This is a genomic window from Hafnia paralvei (assembly GCF_020150375.1).
Taxonomy (GTDB): domain Bacteria; phylum Pseudomonadota; class Gammaproteobacteria; order Enterobacterales; family Enterobacteriaceae; genus Hafnia; species Hafnia paralvei.
Map to the genome: position 1 here is coordinate 1746030 of NZ_CP083737.1, position 26314 is coordinate 1772343.

The window sequence follows — 26314 nt, forward strand, 5'->3', positions numbered from 1 at the left end:
TCTGGGAACTAAAAATAACTATTTTAATAAAACCAATTAATTGTACTAATGCTTATTATTAAATTTATAAGGAACGTAATTATGGCCAGCACAGTCTCTTTGGGTTTAAATAAAACTATATTAGCTTTTATTTTCTCTGGGTTAACGTTTGCTGCAAGCGCAGCTGACTATAAGGACGGAGACACACATAAAAATGATTATAAGTGGTTCCAGTTTAACCTAATGCAAAGCGTGGATGCCAAAGTACCTTATGGCGCACACAATGATACCTATTTAGAAATGGAGTTTGGTGGTCGTTCTGGGATATTTGATTTATATGGCTACGTTGATATCTTTGATATTTTCGACCGCAAACAGGATGATCGCCATGATAGCGATAACTTTTTTGCAAAAATCTCTCCTCGTGTATCCTTGGATGGGCTATTTGAAACTGATTTATCGGTTGGCCCCATTGAAGAATGGTATTTGTCGACCGTAACAAACATTGGCGATCGCGAATTATTTGAGCATTATATTGGTCTGGGTGCTGATGTTAATGTACCTTGGTTCGGAAAAATGGGGATGAACGTTTATGCTCATTATGTCCGAGAAAACTATGGAGCAGCCAATGAAGGAAAATGGGATGGCTACATGTTTTCAACCAATTGGTCTACGCCATTTTATAATTTCTCAAACGGAAGCTATCTAAGCTATCAAGGATATTTGGATTATCAATTCGGTGCCAATGAGATATCTAACGATGGGCTGCATAGCAATAATGCCATTGAGTGGTATAACGGATTGTATTGGCACTCAGAACGCTATGCTATCGGTTATGGTTTAAAATACTTTCGAAACATGGCACTAACCCAAAATGAGGTTGGTGCAGGTAAAACGACCGGTATAGGTCATTACTTCGATGTGACCTATAAGTTCTAATGGTTAGTCTTTAATAATAAAAGCCGAATCTATCTATTGAACACGGCCTGCTGCAATAAACTGTAGTTGTCAGTATTTATTGTGGCAGGCTTACTCTTCAATATCGTTGCCTAAAAATTTCTTCAGCTCAGCAAGGTTTTTAATTTCTAAACCTTGTGGTCCACGCATAATTAAACCACCATCTATGAGTTCTTTGACTGCCCTGCGATAGACTCGATCGGTTGTACCAAAACGCTCAGCCTCAAGATAGTTTTTTGTAAAGCCATCCATGGGTAATTTATTCTGATACTGTCGGTAGAGATCGTAAGCGACGTTATGAGCTATCGGATAAAGCATGCGATGAAGGAAAATATCTAGCGTATCTTGATAATCAATAGCCATAGCGCTGGCGAAATAGATTGCTAACTTGGGGTGCTGACTCAGTGCTATTTCTAGCTGTTCACAGCTACAGAGTGCAACGGTCAGCGGTTCCTCCGCGATAATATCGAGTTGGCAGGGATACCCTGTAAAGAACTCCATTTCACCAAATAATTGCTCATCACATTCCATTGTGCCTAGCTGAAAGCGCCTGCCATTTTCAGCGCTGTAGCCGAGGGAGATTTTGCCTGAAGCCACCATCATCAGCTGTTTAACTGCTTGACCCTGCCTGAAGAGATGCTCTCCCTCTGCGATGAGACATGTTTCGTTTAAATATGCACGCAGAGTTTTTTCAACGAGAGCATCATCCTGCTGCCAAATCCCCTGAAAGCGTCCTTTAGCCAATGATTTTAGCTGCATACTCTCACCTGTGCTGTATTCGTACTGTTTAATTCATATGATACCTGAATAAACATTAAGAATAATCGCTTGGCTGGTGAACATGCAGCTTGTATTTAAAAACTGCGATCCTGCTAGAGAAACCGCAGTTAACCGTGTTGACTAGGCCACCACGACTCTTACTCCATTAGCTTTCTTTTAACAAATAGCTGAGCACAAAGCAGAAGCACCAAGATACCGGCCATCACGAGTAAATGCTCAATGCGGAAATGATCGGCCAGTGGACCAAACAGCACCATCCCTAGCGGCAGTGCACAGCAGTTAGCCACCTGTACCAAGCTGAAAATTCTGCCATGCATGGCAGGGTCAACCTTTTCCTGTAATAACGCGGTGATAGGTGCGTTAAAACATGGCATGGTAATTCCAATCAGAAAATTAAAGGCCAGATAAATGGCGAACACCGGTGCGCAGCCGAGCGCAATCATGAAAAAGCCGTAGGCGCCGCCCGCCAACAAGGTGGTACGCAGGCGACTGTTGAATCCGCCCCACATAGCAATCGCGATGCCGCCCACGATGGCTCCGCTGCTAAATGCCATTTCATTGATAGCCAAACGCCAGGCTTCAGGGCCAAACGAACGGCTAACCATTAACGGAGTCATAAACGCCGCGGGGCTTATCAGAATCATCATGACAATCAAGAAGATAATCAGATAGCTAATAAAAGGGTTTTCCTTCAAATAGTAGAAACCTTCTCTGATGGCCTTGATTGTCGATTTGCCCTCAAGATTTTGGCTGGAAAGTCTGGCTAGCTTCAGCATCGACATCAGCGTGAGCGCGATAGCCGCGGTGATAACATCGACAAAGAAGATTTTCTCGATAGATAAATAGGCATAGAGAACGCCGCTCGTCGCGGGAGCAATGAGCATATTCAGTGAACTCAGTGTGCTATTGATCCCGTTAACCCTGATTAAATGCTCTTTGGGAACCAACTGAGGAATAATGGAATTAACCGTTGGTGTTTGGATTCCTGTACCAAAAGAGCGTACCGCTAATACCGCAAAAATGAGCCATAACGGCTTGTATCCAAGGATAAATGAAATCGCTAACAGCAGCGTAACCACGGCAATCACCGCATCCGAAATCATGCTGACATACTTGCGGTTATAGCGGTCAACCCACACGCCAGCAAACAGAGAGATGATGAGCTGTGGCAAAAAACCACATAGGGTGGATAGGGTGATCATCAGCCCAGAGGATGTGGTCAGTGTGATATACCAGATAATGGCGTACTGCACGATCGAAGAGCCAAACAGCGAAATGGTTTGGGCAGATAGGAAAAGGGTAATGTCCTTTTTCCAGTAAGAATGTGGAGTCATAAGGTTGATACTCATTCATAGAAAGCAATTCAAAAGCCGGATAACGTTGAGCCGGCTTAAAGATTGTTTACTTCAACAATCCGTCACAGATGTCTTGCAACATCAAGGGGCACAGATAAAGCGTGGAAGGTAGCTTGTAAACTCTCGATTTCAGACAGCACGAAACGACGTAATTAAACGACGAAAAGCGGCTGGCTGATGAAGAGTTTAAGCGGCAATACGCTGCTGATTAGGCTCCGAACAACGCTTCATCTTTCGATTGCGCGGAGCTGCGTCTGGTGACGGACTTTTTGAAGTAGCTGCAGACCATGAAATAAGCTCACTAATAGGGGATGAATTCCCCTTAGATTGAGCGTGTATTATATCTATGGCTTATGGATTGGGCAAACCATCGTTGTTAAAAGATTATTCCAAACTTAGGCTATCGCCGGTGTTCAGCGGCTGCGCGTTGGGCAGCCATAAACGCCCCCAGGCTCCCGTACAGTGACAACCATAGATGAGATCGATATTTTGTGCTTGAAAATAGCGGCGGGTGCTGAGCATTTCGCGAATGCCTGCACTGCGTAGATGCAGACCGCCAATAACGGCGCTGACTTTATCGATGCCGGTAATATGCTTGGCATAACGGATGATATCGCAGATGCCTGAGTGAGAGCAGCCAACGATAATGATGAGGCCTTGGCTTCCCTGCCAAATGAGACAGCTATCATCCTTAACGTAGTCGGTGGTGAAGCCATCTTCGTTTTCAATAAGGCCAAAACTTTTGTGTTTATTGCTGCGCTCAATTTCACCAGCAAAAATAAATCGACTGCCAATCGATACGGGATGGCGAGAAAGGCGAAAAGGAAAATGCGTTTTAAGCGCTGTTTCGCTATTTTCTGGGGAGATTTTTTTTAGTCTTATCGCGCGTGAACCGACAAATTTTCCCGCATAACGAGTAAGAAAGACGTCTGGGTGACAAATGACTTCAGGCTTATACGGCGTATGAGGAATGAGGTAGGGCAGACCGCCAAAATGATCGTAGTGTCCATGCGATAACACGACGCGAGTAAGGGTGCCTAAATCAATTCCTAATCGGTGTGCATTGTCACAAAATCGCTGATCTTGTCCGGTATCAAATAAGATGCGTTGTTCACCATCATCCAGCAATAGACTTAATCCTACGCCGCCGTCTAACTGTGGGTGACGGTTTTTATTTTCTAACAGTACCGTGATGTTGAGCGACATCCGTTTTCTCTTCTATTTATTATCTTATCCGCGGGCTTAGGCCGCGCTTTTTAGATATGAATTAGGCAGCCCTGTTTTACGAGTGAAACCAATTGCTCTGGATAAGTGGTAAATGAATTCCAGCGTAGGTCGAGACGTTTGAGATTTTTAAGTTCCTGAATGCTTTCCGGCAGCGACGTCAGATTATTGGCGCGTAAATCCAGCGTCTGTAGTTGAGTCAGTGCGGCAATCGTGTCTGGTACTTCAGACAGATTGTTAAATCTGAAGTTGAGATCTTGTAAGTGGTTCAATTGAGCAAATGAATCAGGGATAGATTTAATCCTATTACCTGAGATATCGAGTACCCGAAGCTGGGTAAGTTGCCCTATTGAATCAGGAAACTGACTGAAATGGTTGTTCATCAGATGCAATTCTTGCAGATTTTTCAGTTCGCTAATTTTTTCTGCAAGAACGGATATTTTGTTGTTGTATAACCGTAACTCCTCCAACGCTGACATCGCAAAAACAGCCTCAGGGATCTCCGTGAGATGATTATCGGTGATGTTGAGGTAGCGCAAATTCCGCAGGGCAGAAAATGTGGCGGGAATGTCCGTAAGCGAGTTATTACTCAAATAGAGATAAATTAGCTGCGTGAGCTTTCCCATGGTGTCTGGCAGTTCGGACAAGCGGTTATGCCCGAGATCGAGCATTTCTAACGCCCTAAGCTGCCCGATGCTGTCGGGAATTTTGGTCATCTGATTACAGGAAATATTGAGCACCTGAAGTTCAGATAGCATTCCAATTTGCTCAGGGTATGAGCTTAATTGATTATTATATACGCTAAGCCCCGTCAGGCTTGCGTTGAGTTCAATACCATCGAGACATTCAAGCTGTTGGTTATCCAGATTGAGGAACCGTGTATTGCTTTGGCTAGAAGATGAGCTTGTTCGCTGGTGTAATAACATACAAACTGTCCTAATAAGTCATGCCGAGGGCGAATTCATCAATCTAGCCAGTTTGCCAAGAGATGAAAAGGTTAAGGGGCTAAAACTGAGGTGTGGAAGAACAAATAGCCTCTTCATGACGCGATGAGATCTTTGTGAATACGCTTGTTTTTAAATAGTGATAGAGAGCACATCGCTGCGATGAATAGATTTTCATAATGCATAACATATTGGCAAAAGTTGAGATGAACTATGGAACCACTGCATGCGATTTGGGTCACTATTGGGTTGTTTGTTCTCACATTTTTTAATCCCGGCGCAAACCTCTTTGTGGTGGTGCAAACCAGCTTATCTTCAGGGCGTCGAGCGGGTGTGTGTACTGGTTTAGGGGTTGCACTGGGGGACGCTATTTATTCCGGTCTGGGTCTATTTGGTATGGTCGCCTTAATGACTCAGTTTGAAAGCCTGTTTTCATTGATAAAAATAGCAGGCGGCCTCTATTTGCTTTGGTATGCCTACGGCGTCGTGCGTAATCAAAATGACGTGCAAATTAGCGCATTGCATACGCTTATTCCCGGAAAGGGCGCGGTGTTTTTTCGCCGTGGTTTGATTACCGACCTTTCTAATCCGCAGACCGTGCTTTTCTTCATCAGCATTTTTTCCGTCACGCTGAGTGCAGATACCCCTATCTGGGCTAAGTTGTTGACATGGGCAGGTATTGTTTTGAGTTCTGTCCTGTGGCGAATTTTTCTCAGTCAGGCTTTCTCTCTTTCCGTGGTGCGTCGTGCCTATTCTCGTATTCAGCGCGCTGCCAGCAAAATCATCGGCGCAGTGGTGGGCATATTTGCTCTGCGACTTATCTATGAAGGTGGCCGTGAATTAAGCCGCTAATCGTAATATAACATCGCGTTGCTGAAGTATTTGTTCAGATATCAACTATGCTGATACTGGGTGAATATTGTGACATCGTGTTGGGGACGATATGTATGATTAATATGCCTAACGGCTATATTGCTAGGTAAGCCACCTCTTTTTACGCTAGCGAATATCTGCGCTTGCTGCTCTGTTTTTGTATATAAACTTGTTAGTTTTTATTGTTTGTTTTTTGTTCAATTAAGCAACATTTCGTGCGATCTATCACATTAAACAATTAACAAATTTTTAGTGTTCCTTTTCTACCCTAATCAGCAAGTTACCCGTAACAGTGTCCATTATTTAGCCCAAAACCGCCATTTCAAAACGTAGCGGAACGTAAATAAATGTTTCATAACAACACATTCATCAAGGAAATGGTGTTAAATAACTGATAACATTTTGTAAGTGGGCAATGTCATGGCAAAAGAAACCTCAGGAAGCTCGAGAAGAGATTTCCTACTAAAAACAATAACGTTAGTACCCGCAGTGGCTATTGGCGGAACGGGAATCGGCTCTCTTGCCGCTCCGGCCATCGTTCAAGCGGCAGAACCTAAAGCGCCAGAAAAACACACAGCGCGTGATTACAATCCTACCTTTTTCACCCCTGAAGAATATGCCTTTGTCAAAGCCGCCGTCGCACGTTTGATTCCCAATGACGATCGCGGCCCTGGGGCTTTGGAAGCAGGCGTTCCTGAGTTCATCGATCGCCAGATGAACACGCCGTATGCCACGGGTTCCCAGTGGTATATGCAAGGGCCATTTAATCCTGACGCCGAGCACGATTTTGGCTATCAACTACCGCTAACCCCACAGCAAATTTATCGTTTAGGCGTGGCTGAAGCGAATGATTATGCCAAAAAGCAGGGAGGTAAAGTTTTTGCTGAGCTGCCGCAAGATAAGCAAGACGATCTCTTAAGCCAGATGGAAGGCGGTAAGGCTGAATTCACTCAGGTTCCGTCTAAGGTCTTTTTCTCTTTCTTACTGCAAAACACGCGTGAAGGATTCTTTAGCGACCCTATTCACGGTGGCAATCAAGGAATGGTGGGCTGGACGTTAATTAACTTCCCCGGCGCACGAGCCGATTTTATGGACTGGGTAGAGCGCGGTGAACGTTATCCGTTCCCTCCGGTATCTATTCGCGGAGAAAGGGGATAAGTCATGGCGAATACAATGAAGAAAGTTGATGCGGTCGTGGTTGGGTTTGGTTGGGCCGGTTCTATCATGGCGAAGGAGCTAACCGAAGCGGGCTTAAACGTGGTGGTATTGGAAAGAGGTCCGCATCGTGACACCTATCCTGACGGCGCTTATCCGCAGGTTATCGACGAATTGACCTATAACATCCGCCGTAAACTGTTCCAAGACCTGTCGAAAAGCACCGTCACAATCCGCCATAATGCTTCGCAAACCGCATTACCCTACCGTCAGCTTGCCGCATTTTTACCCGGTACGGGAACCGGTGGGGCTGGGTTACATTGGTCAGGTGTACATTTTCGTATCGACCCTATGGAATTGCGCATGCGCAGCCATTATGAAGAGCGTTACGGTAAAAACTTTATTCCTGAAGGCATGACCATTCAGGATTTCGGCGTGACTTATGAAGAGCTTGAACCCTATTTTGATAAGGCTGAAAAAGTATTTGGCACTTCGGGTACACCGTGGAGCGTAAAAGGTAAAGTTGTCGGACAGGGTAAGGGAGGCAATCCGTTTGCGCCGGATCGCTCAGATAACTTCCCACTGCCTGCGCAGAAGCGCACCTTCTCAGCACAAATGTTTGCTCAAGCAGCTGAATCTGTGGGCTATCATCCTTATGATTTGCCATCGGCAAACACCTCTGGTCCATATACCAATACCTATGGTGCTCAGATGGGGCCATGTAATTTCTGCGGATTCTGTAGCGGCTATGCATGTTACATGTATTCCAAAGCCTCTCCGAACGTTAACGTGTGGCCAGCGCTGCGCCAAGAACCTAAGTTTGAGTTGCGTACCAACTCACATGTGCTGCGCGTTAATCTGACCGATGATAAAAAACGCGCCACTGGCGTAACTTATGTGGATGCGCAGGGGCGTCAGGTTGAACAGCCTGCTGATTTGGTGATTCTGGCTGCATTCCAGTTCCACAACGTGCATCTGATGTTGTTATCTGGAATTGGTAAACCTTATAACCCTATTACCAATGAAGGTGTGGTGGGGCGTAACTTCGCTTACCAAAACATTTCGACTATCAAGGCTTTCTTTAATAAAGATATCTTCACCAATACGTTTATTGGTGCGGGTGGCGCTGGCGTGGGTGTCGATGATTTTAACGCTGATAACTTTGACCATGCGAAATACGGCTTTGTCGGGGGATCTCCATTCTGGGTGAATCAGGCGGGGACCAAACCTATTTCAGGTTTGCCAACGCGTCCGGGCACACCAACGTGGGGCAGTAAATGGAAAGCGGAAGTGGCTGATGTCTACTCGCACCATGTCTCTATGGATGCACATGGCGCACATCAGTCTTATCGTGCCAACTATCTGGATCTCGACCCGAACTATAAAGATGTTTATGGTCAGCCGCTGCTGCGTATGACGTTTGACTGGCAAGAAAATGACATCAAAATGTCGCAGTTCATGCATGGCCGGATGCATAAGATTGCGGAAGCCATGAACCCTACTGTAATCAGCGGTTCGCCAAAATCTGAAGGAACGCATTTCGATACCACGGTCTATCAGACCACGCATATGAACGGCGGCGCGATTATGGGGGAAGACCCTAAAACCAGCGCGATTAACCGCTATTTACAAAGTTGGGATGTGCCAAACGTATTTGTACCGGGGGCATCTGCATTCCCACAAGGTTTGGGCTATAACCCAACAGGTACCTTAGCGGCACTGACTTACTGGTCTGCTCGTGCAATTCGCGAACAGTATTTGAAAAATCCAGGACCGTTGGTGCAGGCATAAGGAAACCAGAAAATGAAAAAACTTATCTCAGCTCTGGTGCTTAGCGCGATTAGTCTTAGTGCCGCTGCGCAAGAAACCAGCGGTGTCGATTTGATTAAACGTGGTGAATATCTGGCGCGAGTCGGTGACTGTGTGGCGTGTCATACTAGCAAGGGGGGAACACCTTTTGCGGGGGGGCTGCCAATGGCCACGCCGATTGGCACCATCTACAGTACCAATATTACTCCGGATAAAAAGCACGGTATTGGTGAATACTCATTTGAGGATTTTGATAAAGCGGTACGCCACGGCGTTGCTAAGAACGGCGATACACTTTATCCCGCGATGCCATATCCTTCTTATGCGGTGGTGACTGAGCCGGATATGCGTGCGCTCTATGCTTACTTCATGCAAGGGGTAAAACCTGTCGCTCAGGCAAACAAAGACAGTGATATTCCTTGGCCTCTGTCGATGCGTTGGCCGCTGTCTATCTGGCGCGGTATGTTTGCCCCTGATGTGCAAGATTTCACCCCAGCACAGGGTGAAGATGCCGTATTGGCGCGCGGTCGCTATTTGGTTGAAGGCTTAGGGCACTGTGGTGCCTGCCATACACCTCGCAGCATCACAATGCAGGAAAAGGCATTAAATAACGATGAGGGCGAAGTCTACCTATCAGGCAGTGCACCGATTGACGGTTGGATTGCCACGAATCTGCGAGGCGATTATAAAGACGGCCTAGGAAGTTGGAGCGAGCAGGATCTGACTGAGTTTTTGCGCACGGGGCGCAACGATCGTACTGCGGTGTTTGGCGGTATGACTGATGTGGTTGAGCACAGCTTGCAATACTTAACTCCTGAAGATGCCACGGCGATTGCGCGTTATCTGAAATCGCTTCCAGCGAATGATAAGGATCAAAAGCCGTTTAAAGAGGATAAAACCGTTGCTAATGCGCTGTGGAAAGGCGATGACAGTAAAACGGGCGCTGCATTGTATGTGGATAACTGTGCTGCGTGTCACCGCACCGACGGCAGCGGCTATACTCGATTCTTCCCAGAATTACGAGGTAATCCCGTCGTGATGACGGATGACGCCACTTCGCTGATCCATGTTGTGCTCACGGGTAATACGTTACCCGGAGTGCAGGGGGCTCCATCGTCTATCACCATGCCAGCGTTTGGATGGCGCTTAAACGATCAGCAGGTCGCAGACGTCGTTAACTTTATCCGCACCAGCTGGGGGAATATAGCTCCAGAAATTACGGCTAAAGATGTGGCCAAGGTGCGTGAGGATAAAGATATTATCCCTGACCCTAAACTGCTTGGTAGCCCTGACATTGAAAAATTGACGGCGAGTCAGCACTAGCATAAACGACCCCGGCAAGTCCGGGGTTTTTTATCGATTGTAGATAGGACAAATTTATACTAGGCATTACCCATTAGTCTGTTGATGCGGCAATCTAGCGGCAATGGCGAACGCGTTTATTCTCTCCCCAGAACTCAAGAAAACGCTATCGCATCGTGAGTTAGTGACAAATCGACCATGAGCAGCACAACGATTAAGCAAAAAAATTGATTAGCGAGTCTGTAAGGTTGGATTATATTTAAAGGACTAATAATCGGGGGTTTATTCTTTAAGTTAAAGCCGTTATGGTTCCAAGCAGGGCTTGAAAAAGCTTTGCGAAGGTAAAGATTAATTTTTGTTTATCTGAATGGATACGCTGGCATCATCATGAAGAAAATCGCACTCACTACGTTAATCAAAAAAATCACTCTCGGGGCAGGCCTAACACTAATGGCGATCCCGATGACCTATGCCGATCAGGCTGCACCAGCGGCCCCACAAATCAACGCCAAAGCCTATGTGCTGATGGATTACGATAGCGGGAAAATCTTGACTGAAGCTAACGCCGATGAGCGTTTGGATCCCGCAAGTCTGACAAAAATCATGGCCAGCTATGTGATTGGCCAGTCAATCAAAGCAGGAAAAATCACGCCGAACGATATGGTGGTGGTGGGAAAAGATGCTTGGGCAACGGGGAATCCCATCTTACGTGGCTCGTCGCTGATGTTCCTCAAGCCGGGCGATCGCGTGCCCGTCTCTGAGTTAAATAAAGGTGTGGTTATCCAGTCGGGTAACGACGCGAGTATTGCATTAGCTGATTACGTTGCTGGAAGTCAGGACGCTTTTGTGAGCCTGATGAATAAATACGTTGAGGCTTGGGGGCTAAAAAATACGTCGTTTAAAACCGTGCATGGTTTGGACTCTGAGGGCCAATACAGCTCGGCACGTGATATGGCGCTGATTAGCCAACGTCTGATTGCCGATGTGCCTGATGAATATGCGCTACATAAAGAGAAAGAGTTTACCTTCAATAAGATTCGTCAGGTCAATCGTAACCGCTTGCTCTGGGATAGTAGCCTAAACGTGGATGGTATTAAAACCGGCTACACGTCTGGCGCGGGGCACAATCTGGTTTCTTCGGCAACCGATGGGCCAATGCGCTTAATTTCCGTCGTGTTGGGTGCTCCGACGGATCGTATTCGCTTCGAAGAAAGCAAAAAATTGCTGACTTGGGGCTTCCGTTTTTATGAAACTGTAACGCCAATCAAAGTGGGTCAGGCATTTACTACCGAAAAAGTCTGGTTCGGGGATAAGAGTGAAGTCGAGTTGGGCGTGAATAAAAACGCCGCTGTCACTATTCCGCGCGGGCAGTTAAAAAATCTGAAGGCAAGCTTTACGCTCAATCAGCCACAGCTTGAAGCCCCTCTAGCTAAAGGGCAGGTGGTGGGAACTATCGATTTCCAATTGAATGGCAAAACTATCGAACAGCGCCCGCTGGTGGTGCTAAATGAGGTTAAAGAGGCGGGGTTTTTTGGCCGGATGATCGATTTTGTGATGATGAAAATTCATCAGATATTCGGCTCGTGGTTTGGTTAAGTCATAGTGTCAATAATCAGCGTGCAGGATGCACGCTGATTTCTTATTAATTACTCCTCCGATCCCTATGTGCGACTAACTTAACCGATAAAAAGAGTGTACTTACCTATTTTATTGGTTTTGAAAGGTCTGGTCGCTTTGACTGGAATACAAGAGGGAGGCGCGGTGGGAGAGGCTGTTTGGGATAGAAATATTCAACATATTGAGACTCAAAGTGCGAGCAACAATTGTTAACTCGCACTTTGGAGGGGGGGGCTGAATCAACGGGGGTTTAGTTTGGTCACTAAGCACCCATTAACAATAGAATCAACCGCAGGTCAGTACTTTCAACGCCAAGCCACCGCGTGATGTTTCGCGGTATTTTGAGTTCATGTCTTTGCCCGTTTCGTACATCGTTTCGATGACTTTATCCAGACATACGCGTGGGTCGCTGGTACGGCGCATTGCCATACGTGAAGCATTCACCGCTTTTACCGCAGCGATGGCGTTACGCTCGATGCAAGGTACTTGAACCTGACCGGCAACTGGGTCGCAGGTTAAACCAAGGTTATGTTCCATAGCAATTTCTGCTGCCATGCATACCTGTGCCGGACTTCCGCCCATCAATTCGGTAAGACCTGCTGCGGCCATCGAACAGGCTACGCCAACTTCACCCTGACAGCCCACCTCTGCACCAGAAATCGACGCGTTCATCTTGTAGAGTGCACCGATAACCCCAGATGCTAAGAAGTAGCGAGAGTAGGAGTTGGTATTAACTTCACGGATGAATTTATCGTAATAGGCCAGAACCGCCGGAATAATTCCGCATGCGCCGTTGGTTGGCGCCGTCACGACGCGCCCGCCGGCCGCGTTCTCTTCGTTTACCGCAAAGGCGTACATGTTGATCCAGTCAACAACGGCCATTGGATCCACGCTCATTTTGTCATGGGTGACCAGCATGCGACGCAGTGCTGAAGCACGGCGCGGAACACGTAGTGGCCCAGGCAAAATGCCTTCAGTATTCATACCGCGCTCAATTCCGCTGCGCATAACATCCCAAACGCGCGTGAAGTGTGCATCGATCTCTTCTTTGCTATGCAAGGCGAGTTCGTTTTGCATTACCAAACCAGACAGAGACAGGCCCGATGCTTTGCAGTGCTCTTGCAAATCAGCCGCGCTCTTGAATGGATAAGGTACCTGAACTTCATTTTCAGATTGCTTGCCGAAGTTTTCTTCGTCAACGATGAAACCGCCGCCGATAGAGTAATAGGTTTTGCTGTGAACAACGCTATCCCCTGACAGCGCAGTAATGCGCATACCATTTTCATGCAGGGAAAGATTGTCTTGGTGGAAATTCATGCTGGTTTCCAGCGGAAAATCCACTTCGTGCTGGCCTTTAGCCAACAGTAAACGCCCACGCTGTTCTACATCTTTGATAAAGCCTGGGATCATGTCGATATCGACGCTATCAGGCATGTTGCCTGCTAATCCCATGATAATAGCCAAATCCGTGTGGTGGCCTTTACCGGTCAGGGAAAGTGAGCCGTAAACGTCAACAACTACGCGGGTGACATCGTTCAAGATGCCTTTTTTAATCAGATCGTCAGAGAACTCTTTACCGGCTTTCATTGGGCCAACGGTATGGGAGCTGGATGGGCCAATGCCAATTTTATAAATATCAAATACGCTAATCATGTCGCCTCCGTACGTGAAACAGGGCTATATCCTTCGTACTTGAAGCTGCTGCCGTGCTGCAATTCCAATTACTTTGGATATAAAGAATGATGCTGCCAGAGAAGGGGAGTGATACGGCCAGCGCGAGAGAATGTGCGCTGGCCGGTAGAACATAACTCTTACAGCGATTAACCGAACAGGGTGTACAGGATTGCAGAGATTGCAATCAGACCCATGACAACCACGAACACGTTGCTGATGTGGCCGCTGTATTTACGCATCGCAGGTACTTTATGGATGGCATACATTGGCATCAGGAACAGGATCATCGCGATGACTGGGCCACCCAAGGTTTCAATCATGCCCAGAATGCTTGGGTTCAGCGTTGCAACAGCCCAAGTCGTCAGCAGCATGAACAGCGCAGTAATTTTGTTCAGCTTATTCGTTTCGATGGTTTTGCCTTTGCTACGCAGAGACTTGATAACCATACCGTTGAAGCCTTCACGAGCACCCAAATAGTGACCCAAGAAGGATTTAGTGATCGCGATGAAGGCAATAACAGGCGCCATGTATGCGATAACTGGAGTATTAAAGTGGTTAGCTAAGTAGGACAGAATTGAGATGTTCTGTGCTTTAGCTTCTGCCAGATCTGCTGGAGACAGGCTCAATACACAGCTAAATACGAAGAACATAACGGTCAGAACCATCATGATGTGCGCATAAGCCAGAATTTTGGAGCATTTCTTTTCAGCATCTACGCCATATTCTTCACGTTTTGCTACCGCGAACGCAGAGATGATAGGTGAGTGGTTGAAAGAGAACACCATGACAGGAATAACCAGCCACAGAGTCATCCACAGGCCGCTTCCGTTCATAGACTGAGTCATTGCAGCCGTTTCGAAGATAGCGCCATTCCAGTTAGGGATCAGATACAGAGCCAGCAGCATCAGTACCGCAACAAACGGGAATACCAAGATGCTCATTGCTTTAACGATGAACTGTTCACCCAGACGAACAATCGTCATCAGACCCAGAATCAGGATCAGAGACAGAATTGCACGTGGAGGAGCCGTCATACCCAATTGGTGAGTAATGAAGCTGTCAACGGTGTTAGTGATAGCAACGCTGTAAACTAACAGAATTGGGTAGATAGCGAAGAAGTAAAGCAGGGTAATCAGTTTACCTGCGCCAACGCCAAAATGCTCTTCTACAACTTCGGTGATATCTTCACCAGGATTTTTACCAGACAGCACGAAACGGGTCAGACCGCGGTGCGCAAAGAAAGTCATAGGGAAAGCGATAATAGCCATGATGATCAGTGGGATTAAGCCACCGACACCGGCGTTGATTGGCAGGAACAATACGCCCGCGCCAATCGCTGTGCCGTACAGGCCCAGCATCCACATGGTATCTGACTTACGCCAGGCCGTTGCGGAACCAGAAGTAGAAGTAACAGTACTAGTCTGAGTAGTGTCCATAGGGTCTCCGAAGTGAACACGTTTAAAACAGTTTCTTTTCAAAACAAGACATCGTTCTAGCGTGAGATTTCACGAAAGAACTTTATTCAATTCAACATACTTAGTGTGTTGTTTATAACCTGGTTTATTAAAAAATGGATTTACACCATTAAATAAAGCCTAAAGCCGCTGCACTATATAGGAACTCACTTTTGTCTGCTCGACCAAAATAAGAAAAATCGAACAAAAAACAGTCCGTTCATAACGCGATCTTTTATTCGTAATGTGCAGCAATGGTTTTCGGCGGCAAAGATATATTTTTACAGTTGAAACGTCCGTGATCCGCCTCTCAAATGCGATATTCACTCGATTTTATGGCGTTTTTTCTATTTTTTTGGCTAAAACAAACACACAAATTTAACAGGGAAAACAATGCTGATTAACAGTCATAGGATAAATAGTAAAAATTCGTTTCTTATGTGAAATAAAAATCACGATTTCACTTAATTTCAAAAAACGACAATTTATAACAATAGTTATAGTAAACAGGTAAATTATGAGCGGGTAATAACATAACTAACTGTTTTTGTATGATTTTATTCTTGTGTGAATTTAGTACAACGTTGAACATAAAATATGCGTATCAAGCAGGGTAATTATAATAAAATAGGTTATTAAACTAGAGTGATTAATAATCAATAGTCACGGGTATAAATAGAATTGGCAATTAAGTATGACTAATTAACTCACTGGTAGTAAAGGAATTGGCAATGTGGGAATTTGTGAATGGTAAATAATTGAGCTTTAAAATAGGGCAAAATGACTACAGCTCAATTAAAATTGAAACTGTAGTTCATAAATTTGATTATCAAAGTGATACTACGTAAAAAATAGAAGTTAGCATAATAACTGTACGTTTTTCAGGATCAGGAACTGGCAAATCTCTGAACGGGGAGCTTGATCGGTGACCAGAATGGAAAATTCGGAAAGGGGGGCGATCCACGCGGGCTTGACCTCGCCAAACTTGCTGGCATCAGCGATCAGCACTGAACGGCGGGCTCTTTGAATGGCTTTTTGCTTAAGTGCTATCTCGTCCAGATTAAAACAGGTAGCGCCTTGTTTTGGCGTAATGCCTGCCGCAGAGATAAATGCAATCGTTGGGCAAAGATTGTCTAACTCGCTGCTGATGCCGTTTGGCACAAAGATGGCGCTGTCAGGGTTAAATGAACCACCGCATAGAATCACTTTGCAGTTTGGTTTGGTGCGCAGCGCCATGAAGGTATTCAGGGAGTAGCAGACCCCCGTGAAGCTCAGTGATTCATCCAATGCATCGATAATGAATGGAACCGTTGTGCCGCAGTCAAAAAACACCACGTCGTCTTCCTGCACTAATTGAGCAGCGAGTGTGCCGATGTGGCGCTTCTCTTTAACGCGTTTTTCTTGCTGGTCGGTCACGAAGTAGCGAGCGCTTTGGTGGATTTTGGGATCCAGTACCACATATCCTCCCAACAGCACCACATCGCTACTCTGTGAAGCTAAATCGCGGCGAACCGTCATCTCGGAAACATTGAGCAACTCGGCGGCATCTTTAAGATGCAGTTTATCTGTTCGTTTGAGCGCCTGTGATAAGCGGTTAATACGATCGTAACGCCGGGTTTCCATAATTTTTCTCAATAAAGTGGCCGGAGCAGAAAGCATAATCCGGACAAAGATAATCGGGATGCCTTTTCCCATGAGATTTTGGGTAAGGTACAACAGTTCCAACAATACGCTGGATGAGATAAATGCGACTACTTTCAACGAATTCAAACTTTCGCGAGGTTTTTTATCTTACCTCTGTGCCTGCCGAGGCGCAAATCTGCAATGTTGTCAATGTCGTGCAAATGTAGTGTAGCAAACACAAAAAAGCCCGTAGAAACGGGCTCATAGTATGTATTTGGTTATTGTCTCACCCAACCGCGACGAATAGGGAGCGCAAAACTAAACTGATAAACTTGGTATAGACGATTCACTATGCCTTGTCCGATCACGCCCCATAATAGCTGAGTGACAGCACAGCTCATTAGGCCAACTAAAAGCCCTCCTACCATGTCTAGCGGCCAATGTACGCCAAGATAGACACGTGACCACGCAATGCCTGCACCCAAAACGATTAATAGTGCGCCAAGCCAAATTCGGCGATACCAGAAAAGGAAAGCCAGTGCGAAAGTGAAAATACCGGTGCCGTGGTCGCTTGGAAATGAATTATCTGGTGCATGTGGAATGAACTGGTGACCAAATCCATCGACAAAGGGCCTTGCGTGAGGAAATACCATGCCGATAACACGTGAGGCTAATAAGGCAAAGACGAGAGCGAAGGTGGCTTTCGTTGCCAGAGTGCGGTTTTCTGCCATCTCTTTACGTGGCCCCCATAGCCAAAACCCAACAATGAGGATGGGGACTATGGCGATAAGATCGTTGGCAAAAAACTTAGCTAGCGTGATGAGCCAAGCAGGGGAATTTGGTGTAGCGTTCACCAGCAGAAAGAACGCTTGGTTAAACTGTTCCATATACGTCTTACTCTATTAACAAACCCGAAATAGGCAATCTCGATAAAAAACGACTTTCATCGAACAGAGCCTTACAAAGCCGAGCCGCAAGATCACATTGATCCGCATCAGTGACGGCAAAAGGAGGCATACAATAAAAGTCGATGTCGAGGGAGTAAAGGCTAGTAATCCTAAAGTTTGCAATAAGTGCGAATATTTGAATTTAAGATTAAAAAGTTGCGCGTTACCCCATACGCTCACCTTAACAATTGCAGCTTAAGGGAACATTAAGGGGGTAACGCGATATATCATTTCAAGTTATCAGTAGGCTCTAGCTGGTGTGGTCGGGAATATTAAACCAATAGCAATGGCGCTGAGCGCAGGAAATAACGCCATAAAGAACCAAGGCAATCCTGCGAGCGTCAGGCTATGTCTGGTCGACTCCATCAATTCACCGACGATAGGGCTACCCACCAACACGGCAATTCCCCCGCTGAGCGCTAATGCTTGATAATAAGGCGCTGTGTCATTGCCAGCAGCAAAGTAGGTCACGATGCGTTTGGCGGCAGGAACGATAAGGAATTGCCCACAATTGATAAAGAATACAAACATCAGCAACGGCAAATATCCATGCCAGCCCGTTGTCTGATGACGTATGGCGATAAATGCCATATAGAGGAAAGCCAGAGACAATGTTGCAAAGCCCATGACAAGCGCTTGGCCCTCTTTTTTGCTGGTGAAGTTACGTAGACCAATCTGAATAAGCAGAGATATCAGGACTGAAAATGCAAACAATAAGCCAATGTATTGGCTCTCACCGCCTAGATGCCGAATCGTGAGGGGGAGCGCTAAAAACAGCTGGCTGTAGCTAAACAGATAGCTGCTATAGGCCAATACAAACAGTAAGAAACGACGGTTCTGCAACACGGTTTGCCACGTAATTTTCTTATCAGGCATTGCGGGATAATAGAAACTCGCGGGTAATTTTTTCGCAAGCCAAATCATCGCTACCACGAAAATCAGAACGCCTCCCCATGCAAGAACGTGAAAGCCAAGTCCAACTAACCAAAGACCCAACAATGGCCCAACGATAGAACCTAATTCACCTGCAATGGACACTGAATTCTTGAGCTGCTGCACTTTCTCTGTTTTTAGTTTGTGGTCACCTAGACCTGCTTCATTCATCAGCAGGTTTTTTGCTGGTGCAAATAGGGCACCGCCCATACCGGTTAAGAATGCTCCAGTGATCAGGAGATTAGGCTGGCTCGCTAACGCTAGGCACAAGAAGCCGCTGGCTTGCGTAAAGCAACCCAGCAGTAAGAGGTTCTTTCCACCAATCGAATGCGCCAGTTGGGTACTTTTTATATACATCATCTGTTGTGCGAAAAAACGCAGCCCGACGACGAGCCCAATAATCTCGCCAGATAGCCGCAGAGAGTCGTGCATAAACAGCACGAGGAAAGGCATCACAAGATAAAAGGCACCGCTGAAAAGTGACTGGCCAGTGATGAGGTCACGCGGGTTAGCGTACAGAGGGATTGAGACAATTTTATTTTTAGTCTTCATAGAATTACCAATAATGAGTGAACGTCCTTAAGGCACTCTCTGTGCAGAGAGGTCGCTTCAACCCGACTCATCATGAGAACGGCTCTAATTTACAGTTCATTCAAACACACCGATGTTAAACGCACAGTATCGAACGCAGATTTGACTGAAAGAACAGGGCTAGGGTATAGCGCTTAACTTAAGCCAACATTAAGGAGTGACTAAGTCGGTTGCGGAGCGTTTTTATGATGATCAGACATTGTTTGTAGATAGAAGGATGCCGTCGCTGATGAGGGGATAGTTAATTGTGATGTCCAGCATCGCGTGCGTAATATTTTACTTTTTGCCAATGTAGTGAAACTGAAAGTTAATGCTGCCGAGGTGGGGATTCATCGGATCTTCTGATGGAGTCATTGGCCTTGCACAGCGCATCGAGCTGATAGCCCGAATGGTGACGGCAAATTAGTGCAATGAGGATGACAAAGAACTGGGTCTGGATCGCAGAAATGACCACGCAACTGATTGTGAAACTGGATGAATACGACGAGCAAGAACACCGAAGAGTGTCATAGCCGTATCAGTAAATTCAAATATGCGATGCAATAAATCGAGGGGGAGTATGGGACTAGAGATACTTTTGATAAACAGGCTGCTGTTTCACAGTCTGTAATGACCGCACTAGCTAATGAGAAGGAAAAGAAAATTGGTCCGCTATAGGCGGTGTTGGCAAACTCTGAATTATAAGAAAATCTGAACATTCACTCACTTTTTGTATGGTTAAGCTGGTACATTATTCAATTGTTAATCAATTAGGAATGGTGGTTCAGTGACTCAATATGACGTAATTCGATTCTTTGCTATCGACGGAGCAAAAACTAAGAATGGTGGTCGAGTTGTTGCTAACAGATGTGCAATGAAATATCACGAACGCAGCATGGCAATCGAAGGCGATGAGGTGGTTTATCCTGATGCGTCTACAGCTCATATAGAGCGTGATGAAAGCACCATGATGGAAAGTATTGTTGAGGGCGTTAAATGCACAGTGGCGGCTACTGGGACTCGCGTAAGCAACGGGGATGAAATCATTGATGCTGGTCAACAAATGTCAGCAATGATAAGGCTAGCCAATGGGGCGGTCACATGTGGTTATTTCGATCCGGAAGAGATTGAATTACTAAAAGCTACTGGGAAAATCTAATTTTCAGTTCTAGGGAGAAGGCTTCACATGAGTCAGAAGGGATATTTTATCCGCGTAGGTGATAAGACAAGCTGCGGCGGTACGGTTAGAGGTGGTAATCCTAATTACAATATGCACGGCCGAGCTGCTTCGAGGCATGGCGATCTCGTCACATGCGGAAAGGATGGCAAGACATACCGAATCATCGGTGGCATTCCTGGTATGCTGGATAATAATGTGCAACTAGCCGGTACGCTCGATAGCATTAGCAGCTGTCCATGCAGGGCTAAACTTCTTTCATCACTCTCGAGTGCGACATATGAGAAAACTAGCCGTGCAGAAGCAAGAATGGCGGCTGCGCCACAATCGGAGGCGCCAACACAATACGCCCAAGCAGCGAAAGCTGCCCCGCACCCTCTTAATAACTTAGCTGGCACAATTGGCGGGACGTGTGAAAAAGAAGAAGATCCCTTAGCCAACGGTGTATTTGTATGGACTGAAACACATGAAGCCGGCCATGCTTTTATTTCTGTTCATATTAACAGTGAAGTATTTGTATTTACTTACGGTCGTTTCGCTAGAAGAAGCATGCTTGGTTTTGTTGGAGACGGCATATTAAATTATTTAGTCGATGATGATGCGATTGATTACTATACAACTGAACTTTATAAAATGTCTGCGCGTGTATTTAGGATTGATGATGCCTGCATACAATTAACTAAAGAGTTATTTGAAGCACGCTGGAATATTGGAAAATCAGTGGAAAATTTAAAGGAAGCACAGGACGTAACTAAACGTAGAGGCAGAATTATTGATACTTATGATTTATCTGGTAGCAATTGCGCCACTCACTCAGTGACCGTTCTACGACAAGCGGGCAGTAAAATATTTGGGACTAGTTATACACCAATGACCACGCAGTTCCCGATTGAAGGTGAAGAAGATTTTTCAATACCTATTTCACTACAAAACTTTCTTGAGAAAAAGAGTCACTCCCTCAAGTCTATGGACGTTTTAGAAGTGACCTCAAAATTCAAAAGTAAATACAAAAATCTTACTGCCATCTCTGAAATAGAGGATACGACAAGAGGCAAATTCTTACATACAGGTACAGGCTCTATGTCCGAAGCCGGTTCATTGAGTGGGTACTCTGGCGGTACAGTAGGCGGTAGTCTAGGTGGATCATACAATGTCGATTAAGGGTTTAATTCGATGGGGGAGTATTTCTCTCATCATGGTAATTTATAGCGTTTTTTTGTTTGGTCTTGTTCTGGGGTATTACACCACCCTAAAATATGTAGGTATAGAACCTCATGAACAAGTTACAGCTGTTCGATGTAATGCCGTAATTGATGATTTAACTATGAGTTTTGATTCACTTACGAATGCTGCATTTTTTGGGTATTTTATCTCTATCGCCTTAATTCTTATTATCTTTAAAAAAGTAAGATAATAAAAAGCCACTAGAGTTACTGGTGGCTTTTACTTCCATAACTCTAAGTATTTTTACTTTGAAATAATTATGCTTACTTGGTATTTTAATATAAAACAGAGATATAGTTTTCAACTAAGGCAATAATATATAATTTATGTCAAGTCAGGGAGGGTTAATGAATAGAAATTACTCTGAAAGAGGATGCTGTTTAAGTGGTGATACAACAGATTTTGATATAAAATGAAAGTGGTTAACTTGGCGAGTGATTCAAAAAACACATGAGGTGATTGGTGAGTAAAATGGATTTTATTACTGTGATATTAGGAGTTATATCCTTCTTGTTTTTTTTTGCTACTATTATTTACTCAGTCATTAATAACAAAAAACATAAAGTCTTATGCTCCTTGTTTATTAAAGAGTTTGGTTTTTTACCTGGGGGGATTATACTTGCTCAAGCGGGTGGCGTTTTCCTAACCTTTCAAAAAGATCTTTTCTTTTTATTCCCACTAATAGTTTCTGAAGGTAATTTTATAGTTGGAGACATGAAGTCTGAACACTACAACTTCATTAGAACGCTACCTAGTGAAATAACTCTATGGATAAAAATAAAATATATATTATTCTCTGTTAGTATAATATTAATGCTAATTTCATATATTTTCTACAGCTTATTAACAATAAGCTGAGTAGCGTCAGAGACCTAACTTAGGGAGTTAAACTAGAGTGTAGGCATGTTGGTGGAGAAGCAGACTCTTATCTAGGAGACGGCTTTGGAGAGTCTATATATGAATCGAGAGGTGAGTAATTGAAATCGTTAATTATGTTTTCATCACTTTTCAGTTTTGCTGTCATAGTGATAGCCTTCATTTACTCAGAATTAAAAAATAATAAACACAAGGAACTATGTAATGAGTTCCTTGAACAGTATCACTACATACCTGCAGATGTCTTGGCCTATCAAAGTTCCGGTATCCTATTCACCTTCCAAAAAGATATTTTTTTCCTTATGGCCGCAATATTCAATGATGATAGCTTTTTTGTTAGAAATTTAGATAAAAATATATATTCTTTTATAAAAAAACAACCATCCAAAAAAATATATTGGATTAAAGCTAAGTTTTTAATTTTGATATTTGGATTTATATCACTTATTGTTAACTATCTAGCTTTTACTATCTTCATAAAATAAAAATATTTATGGGGTTAGATTATTGGCGCAGGACTTGCTAAGCATATAGGTCATGAACTTGGTAGTTCCAGTGGTGAATTGTTGGGTGATAAGGTATATGAAACTTATGGTAAATAATATCTTTAGTACAACTGAAGAACTCATTATGGCCGTACTTGCGGCCATATCAGCGCTATCGACATTACTTTGCTTTATTCAATATCTTCTTTCAAAAAGAAATTTCCAAGAAACATGTAATTCTTTTATGAATAGATTCAACAAACTTCCAAATCAAGTATTGATGTATAGGGATGGCGGATTCTTTTTTTCTTTCATGCGAGACTCATTCTTCATAATCGCGCTAATAGCAAGAGAAAATGGGTTCTACACGCGTGACATGGATGTAAATGAGGTAAGATTTATAAAATCCCTCCCTAGAGAGCAAACAAAGTGGATAAAATCTAAAGTAATCGTAACTATAATTAGCTTTATCGCATATGTATCATCACTTGCTTTCTATTTGGTGGTAATTAAAAAATGAATATTCTACCGCAAGTAGAAACGGTGAGGTGTGATCTTCTGTTGGCGGGGAATCGTGTTTTTTATCGCAAAAGTTCAGCCCGCTAGAATGTTATCTTGTTTCGATTCAGGTAAAGGCATTAATATTTTATTGGTCTGTGGTGGGCTTCTGAGACGCTTTGACAAGGTATAAAAAAACAGCCATCAGGCGGTTTTTGTCAAGTAGCAGGTTTGATTGCAGGGATGTTTACCCTCGAATCATCCAATCAGTTTTTATCCATCAGTTAATTGGAAATTTATACGTATAAATTGCCGTCTTCAATATCCAATTTATAAGGTACAAAGCGCATCACCTCTTCTCCTTCCCATGTATTTTTTAGAATCAGTTGAAACCAAAGAGCGCTATAGCCAATGTACTAATATCAATTGCGGTCATACGTTCATCACGCATGAAACCTTTGTTCGCTCGATCATGACTCCGGGTAAAGTGATTGAAGTGCAGGCACATGTGAAGGGGCAGCAACCCAGTTTATCGTTCTAAAAATATTTTTGTGAAGGGAACCGCCGCGTTGGCGGTTTTTTTATATTTGAGGTTTGGTAATTTTTTCTCTGCTGCCACTTTGCTGCCACTTGGCTTAAATGTTAGTTATAACTCATTGTTTTATATGTATTTAAATTTCAGGCAATAAAAAACCCGATAGTCTTGAACCTAAGTAGGCGGGACTATCGGGCTCCTCAATATGGGGAACATCAAAGAAAAGCAGTGGCACTAATTAAGACTTTGCGGAGGCTAGAAAGTTTCAGGCAAAGTGAAAAAAATCACATTTTTTCTTTTTTGCCTGAATTATAAGGTTTTCTTATCCGCCGAGGCCTGGCCAAATGATCACAATCAGTGTACCGGCCAGTGTGAGCAGTACGTTAGCGATGGCGTAGGTGCCTGCATATCCCAGCGCAGGTATATTACTGCGTGAAGCATCGCTGATGATTTCCATGGCCGGAGCACAGGTTCTCGCCCCCATGATTGCGCCAAATAGCAGCGCACGGTTCATACGCAGCACATAGGCACCAAACAGGAAGCAAATCACCACCGGCAGTAAGCTGACAACTAAGCCGGAAAGTAACATCTGTCCACCGATTTGCCCTAGCCCGTGGTTCATCCCTGCGCCCGCGCTCAGGCCGACACCGGCCATAAACACCATCAAGCCGAATTCCTTCACCATATTCAGCGCTCCCTGCGGGATGTAGCCGAAAGTAGGGTGGTTGGCGCGAAGGAAGCCAAGCATAATGCCTGAGAATAGTAGCCCAGCAGCGTTACCAATACCGAACGAGAAGTTACTGAATTTAAAGGTGATAAGGCCAATCATGAGGCCGATAATAAAGAATGCGCAGAAAGCCAGCAGATCGGTGACCTGACTGTGGATAGATATAAAGCCGATACGCTCTGCTACGCTTTTCACGCGGCGGGCATCACCACTGACTTGCAGCACATCACCTTTGTTCAAAACGATGTTGTCATCGATAGGCATTTCAATCTGGCTGCGGATAACGCGGTTCAAGAAACAGCCGTGGTCCGTCAGTTTAATTTGGCTCAGACGCTTACCCACGGCATTGTTGTTTTTCACCACGATTTCTTCGGTCACGATGCGCATATCGAGCAGGTCGCGGTCGAAGACTTCTTTACCGTTACGGAAGCTAGGATCTAAACGTGCATGGGCGTCAGGGTAGCCAACCAGTGAAATCTCGTCGCCAACTTGCAATACGGCATCGCCGTCTGGCGTGGCAAGAATACCGTTACGACGAATACGTTCAATGTAGCAACCGGTTTGGCGGTAAATACCCAATTCACGCAGATTTTTACCATCAGCCCAAGACACGAGCTCTGGACCAACGCGATATGCGCGGATTACCGGTAGGAAAACTTTTCGCTGAACTTCATTATCTAAACCGCGCTCGCGAGCGATTTGCTGCGCTGACGTCGGCAAGTCTTGGTGCTGGAGTTTAGGTAAATAACGAGCGCCAAAAATGAGGCTGACTAAGCCGATCAAATAGGTGAGCGCATATCCAAGACTGAGGTTATCTTGCAAATGTGCCAGAGAAGGATTGTTCGCCATGGTTTGGCGCAGCGTATCACCCGCGCCGACCAACACTGGGGTCGATGTCATGGAACCCGCCAACATACCGGCAGTGAGCCCAATATCCCAATGGAAAAGTTTACCGAAGCCTAATGCCATGACTAGCGCGCTGCCTACCATCACCAGCGCCAGCATCAGATAGTTTTTCCCATCGCGGAAAAAGATTGAAAAGAAGTTAGGGCCTGCTTCTACGCCGACGCAGAAAATAAACAGCATAAAGCCGAGATTTAGCGCCTCAGTATTGATGGCAAAGTGTTGTTGTCCAAGCAGCAGAGAAACAACGAGAACACCTATCGAGTTTCCGAGTTGTATAGAACCCAGACGAAGTTTACCGAGGCAAAGCCCCAGCGCTAAGACAACGAACAACAGCAGGATGTAATTTCCTGTTAACAAACTTGCGACATCAATGTTCACGGCGAATAACTTATCGTTAACTAGCTTGCGCTTGATATGATTGACTATTGGGGATACATTCAACCATACAAAATAATAAATTTCATCTATATCTAGGGTATCCCTAACAATAGATGAAATCCCAGTACCACTCTGGTATTGGCAGATAGATTAGACGTTATCTGGACGTTCGGCCAATAAAGGGCAGAACAAAATAGAGAAGTCGTTTGCTGTTGAACACCGTTGAACACGCTAGGGAATGCTGGATCCACCTCGTTATCTGTTTCATCAAGGCTGATGAGAAGTGCGGATAGCGGTGGGTGTGTTAAATAT

The 26314-nt window shown here is 44.8% G+C and carries 21 protein-coding genes; 11 read left to right on the forward strand and 10 right to left on the reverse strand.

Annotated features, from left to right (window positions below; genetic code table 11):
• The first annotated feature begins 81 nt into the window (after positions 1-81).
• Positions 82-918: a nucleoside-specific channel-forming Tsx family protein gene (locus K9N75_RS08275; protein WP_064574471.1), complete on the forward strand. Its 837-nt coding sequence runs from the start codon at positions 82-84 to the stop codon at positions 916-918.
• 90 nt (positions 919-1008) lie between these two features.
• On the opposite strand, the gene K9N75_RS08280 is transcribed toward K9N75_RS08275, so the two are convergent.
• The 4 genes from K9N75_RS08280 to K9N75_RS08295 form a co-directional block, all read right to left on the reverse strand.
• The gene (locus tag K9N75_RS08280) at positions 1009-1695 is read right to left on the reverse strand and encodes a Crp/Fnr family transcriptional regulator (RefSeq protein ID WP_064574468.1); all 687 of its coding nucleotides are present in this window, start codon (positions 1693-1695) and stop codon (positions 1009-1011) included.
• Between the two features lie 158 nt (positions 1696-1853).
• Positions 1854-3050, reverse strand: a complete 1197-nt coding sequence (locus K9N75_RS08285; RefSeq protein WP_114444737.1) for an MFS transporter — start codon at positions 3048-3050, stop codon at positions 1854-1856.
• A gap of 405 nt (positions 3051-3455) precedes the next feature.
• Complete coding sequence (locus tag K9N75_RS08290; protein ID WP_224452462.1) at positions 3456-4277, reverse strand: MBL fold metallo-hydrolase; 822 nt, start codon at positions 4275-4277, stop codon at positions 3456-3458.
• Positions 4278-4327: 50 nt separating this feature from the next.
• Positions 4328-5221 carry a leucine-rich repeat domain-containing protein gene (locus tag K9N75_RS08295; protein WP_224452463.1) on the reverse strand — a complete coding sequence of 298 codons (894 nt, stop codon included), beginning with the start codon at positions 5219-5221 and terminating at the stop codon, positions 4328-4330.
• A gap of 231 nt (positions 5222-5452) precedes the next feature.
• On the opposite strand from K9N75_RS08295, the gene K9N75_RS08300 reads away from it, so the two are divergent.
• From K9N75_RS08300 to K9N75_RS08320, 5 genes are all read left to right on the forward strand, one after another.
• Positions 5453-6091 (forward strand): homoserine/threonine efflux transporter, encoded by a 639-nt coding sequence (locus K9N75_RS08300; protein ID WP_224452464.1) that lies wholly within the window; start codon positions 5453-5455, stop codon positions 6089-6091.
• Between the two features lie 441 nt (positions 6092-6532).
• Positions 6533-7270 (forward strand): gluconate 2-dehydrogenase subunit 3 family protein, encoded by a 738-nt coding sequence (locus K9N75_RS08305; protein WP_004095927.1) that lies wholly within the window; start codon positions 6533-6535, stop codon positions 7268-7270.
• 3 nt (positions 7271-7273) lie between these two features.
• Positions 7274-9058, forward strand: a complete 1785-nt coding sequence (locus tag K9N75_RS08310) for a GMC family oxidoreductase (protein ID WP_004095925.1) — start codon at positions 7274-7276, stop codon at positions 9056-9058.
• A gap of 12 nt (positions 9059-9070) precedes the next feature.
• Positions 9071-10399, forward strand: coding sequence for a c-type cytochrome (locus K9N75_RS08315; RefSeq protein ID WP_224452465.1), 1329 nt, complete (start codon positions 9071-9073; stop codon positions 10397-10399).
• Between the two features lie 366 nt (positions 10400-10765).
• Positions 10766-11974, forward strand: a complete 1209-nt coding sequence (locus K9N75_RS08320; protein WP_061060221.1) for a serine hydrolase — start codon at positions 10766-10768, stop codon at positions 11972-11974.
• Between the two features lie 306 nt (positions 11975-12280).
• Here K9N75_RS08320 and K9N75_RS08325 read toward each other — a convergent pair whose 3' ends face one another.
• The 5 genes from K9N75_RS08325 to K9N75_RS08345 form a co-directional block, all read right to left on the reverse strand.
• Complete coding sequence (locus K9N75_RS08325; protein ID WP_004095916.1) at positions 12281-13648, reverse strand: L-serine ammonia-lyase; 1368 nt, start codon at positions 13646-13648, stop codon at positions 12281-12283.
• Between the two features lie 167 nt (positions 13649-13815).
• Positions 13816-15105 carry an HAAAP family serine/threonine permease gene (locus K9N75_RS08330; protein WP_008812952.1) on the reverse strand — a complete coding sequence of 430 codons (1290 nt, stop codon included), beginning with the start codon at positions 15103-15105 and terminating at the stop codon, positions 13816-13818.
• 876 nt (positions 15106-15981) lie between these two features.
• Positions 15982-16746 carry a DNA-binding transcriptional repressor DeoR gene (gene deoR, locus K9N75_RS08335; RefSeq protein ID WP_020303855.1) on the reverse strand — a complete coding sequence of 255 codons (765 nt, stop codon included), beginning with the start codon at positions 16744-16746 and terminating at the stop codon, positions 15982-15984.
• A gap of 278 nt (positions 16747-17024) precedes the next feature.
• Positions 17025-17633: an undecaprenyl-diphosphate phosphatase gene (gene ybjG / locus K9N75_RS08340; RefSeq protein WP_008812954.1), complete on the reverse strand. Its 609-nt coding sequence runs from the start codon at positions 17631-17633 to the stop codon at positions 17025-17027.
• 300 nt (positions 17634-17933) lie between these two features.
• Complete coding sequence (locus K9N75_RS08345; protein WP_224452466.1) at positions 17934-19178, reverse strand: MFS transporter; 1245 nt, start codon at positions 19176-19178, stop codon at positions 17934-17936.
• 805 nt (positions 19179-19983) lie between these two features.
• Between K9N75_RS08345 and K9N75_RS08350 the strand changes: the two genes are divergently transcribed.
• From K9N75_RS08350 to K9N75_RS08370, 5 genes are all read left to right on the forward strand, one after another.
• A complete protein-coding gene (locus K9N75_RS08350; protein ID WP_008812956.1) occupies positions 19984-20355 on the forward strand; it encodes a hypothetical protein in 372 nt (123 codons plus the stop codon).
• Between the two features lie 27 nt (positions 20356-20382).
• Entirely contained in the window at positions 20383-21534 is a 1152-nt protein-coding gene (locus K9N75_RS08355; protein ID WP_224452467.1) for a PAAR domain-containing protein, read from the forward strand.
• A complete protein-coding gene (locus tag K9N75_RS08360) occupies positions 21524-21787 on the forward strand; it encodes a hypothetical protein (RefSeq protein ID WP_039189023.1) in 264 nt (87 codons plus the stop codon). Before K9N75_RS08355 ends, K9N75_RS08360 begins: the two co-directional genes overlap by 11 nt.
• 281 nt (positions 21788-22068) lie before the next feature.
• Positions 22069-22455, forward strand: a complete 387-nt coding sequence (locus tag K9N75_RS08365) for a hypothetical protein (protein WP_224452468.1) — start codon at positions 22069-22071, stop codon at positions 22453-22455.
• A 1368-nt stretch (positions 22456-23823) separates the two neighbouring features.
• Positions 23824-23997, forward strand: coding sequence for an ogr/Delta-like zinc finger family protein (locus tag K9N75_RS08370; RefSeq protein WP_224452469.1), 174 nt, complete (start codon positions 23824-23826; stop codon positions 23995-23997).
• 316 nt (positions 23998-24313) lie between these two features.
• Here the strand turns inward: K9N75_RS08370 and K9N75_RS08375 are convergent, their stop codons facing one another.
• Positions 24314-26002 (reverse strand): aspartate:alanine antiporter, encoded by a 1689-nt coding sequence (locus tag K9N75_RS08375; RefSeq protein ID WP_008812958.1) that lies wholly within the window; start codon positions 26000-26002, stop codon positions 24314-24316.
• Positions 26003-26314: the final 312 nt, after the last annotated feature.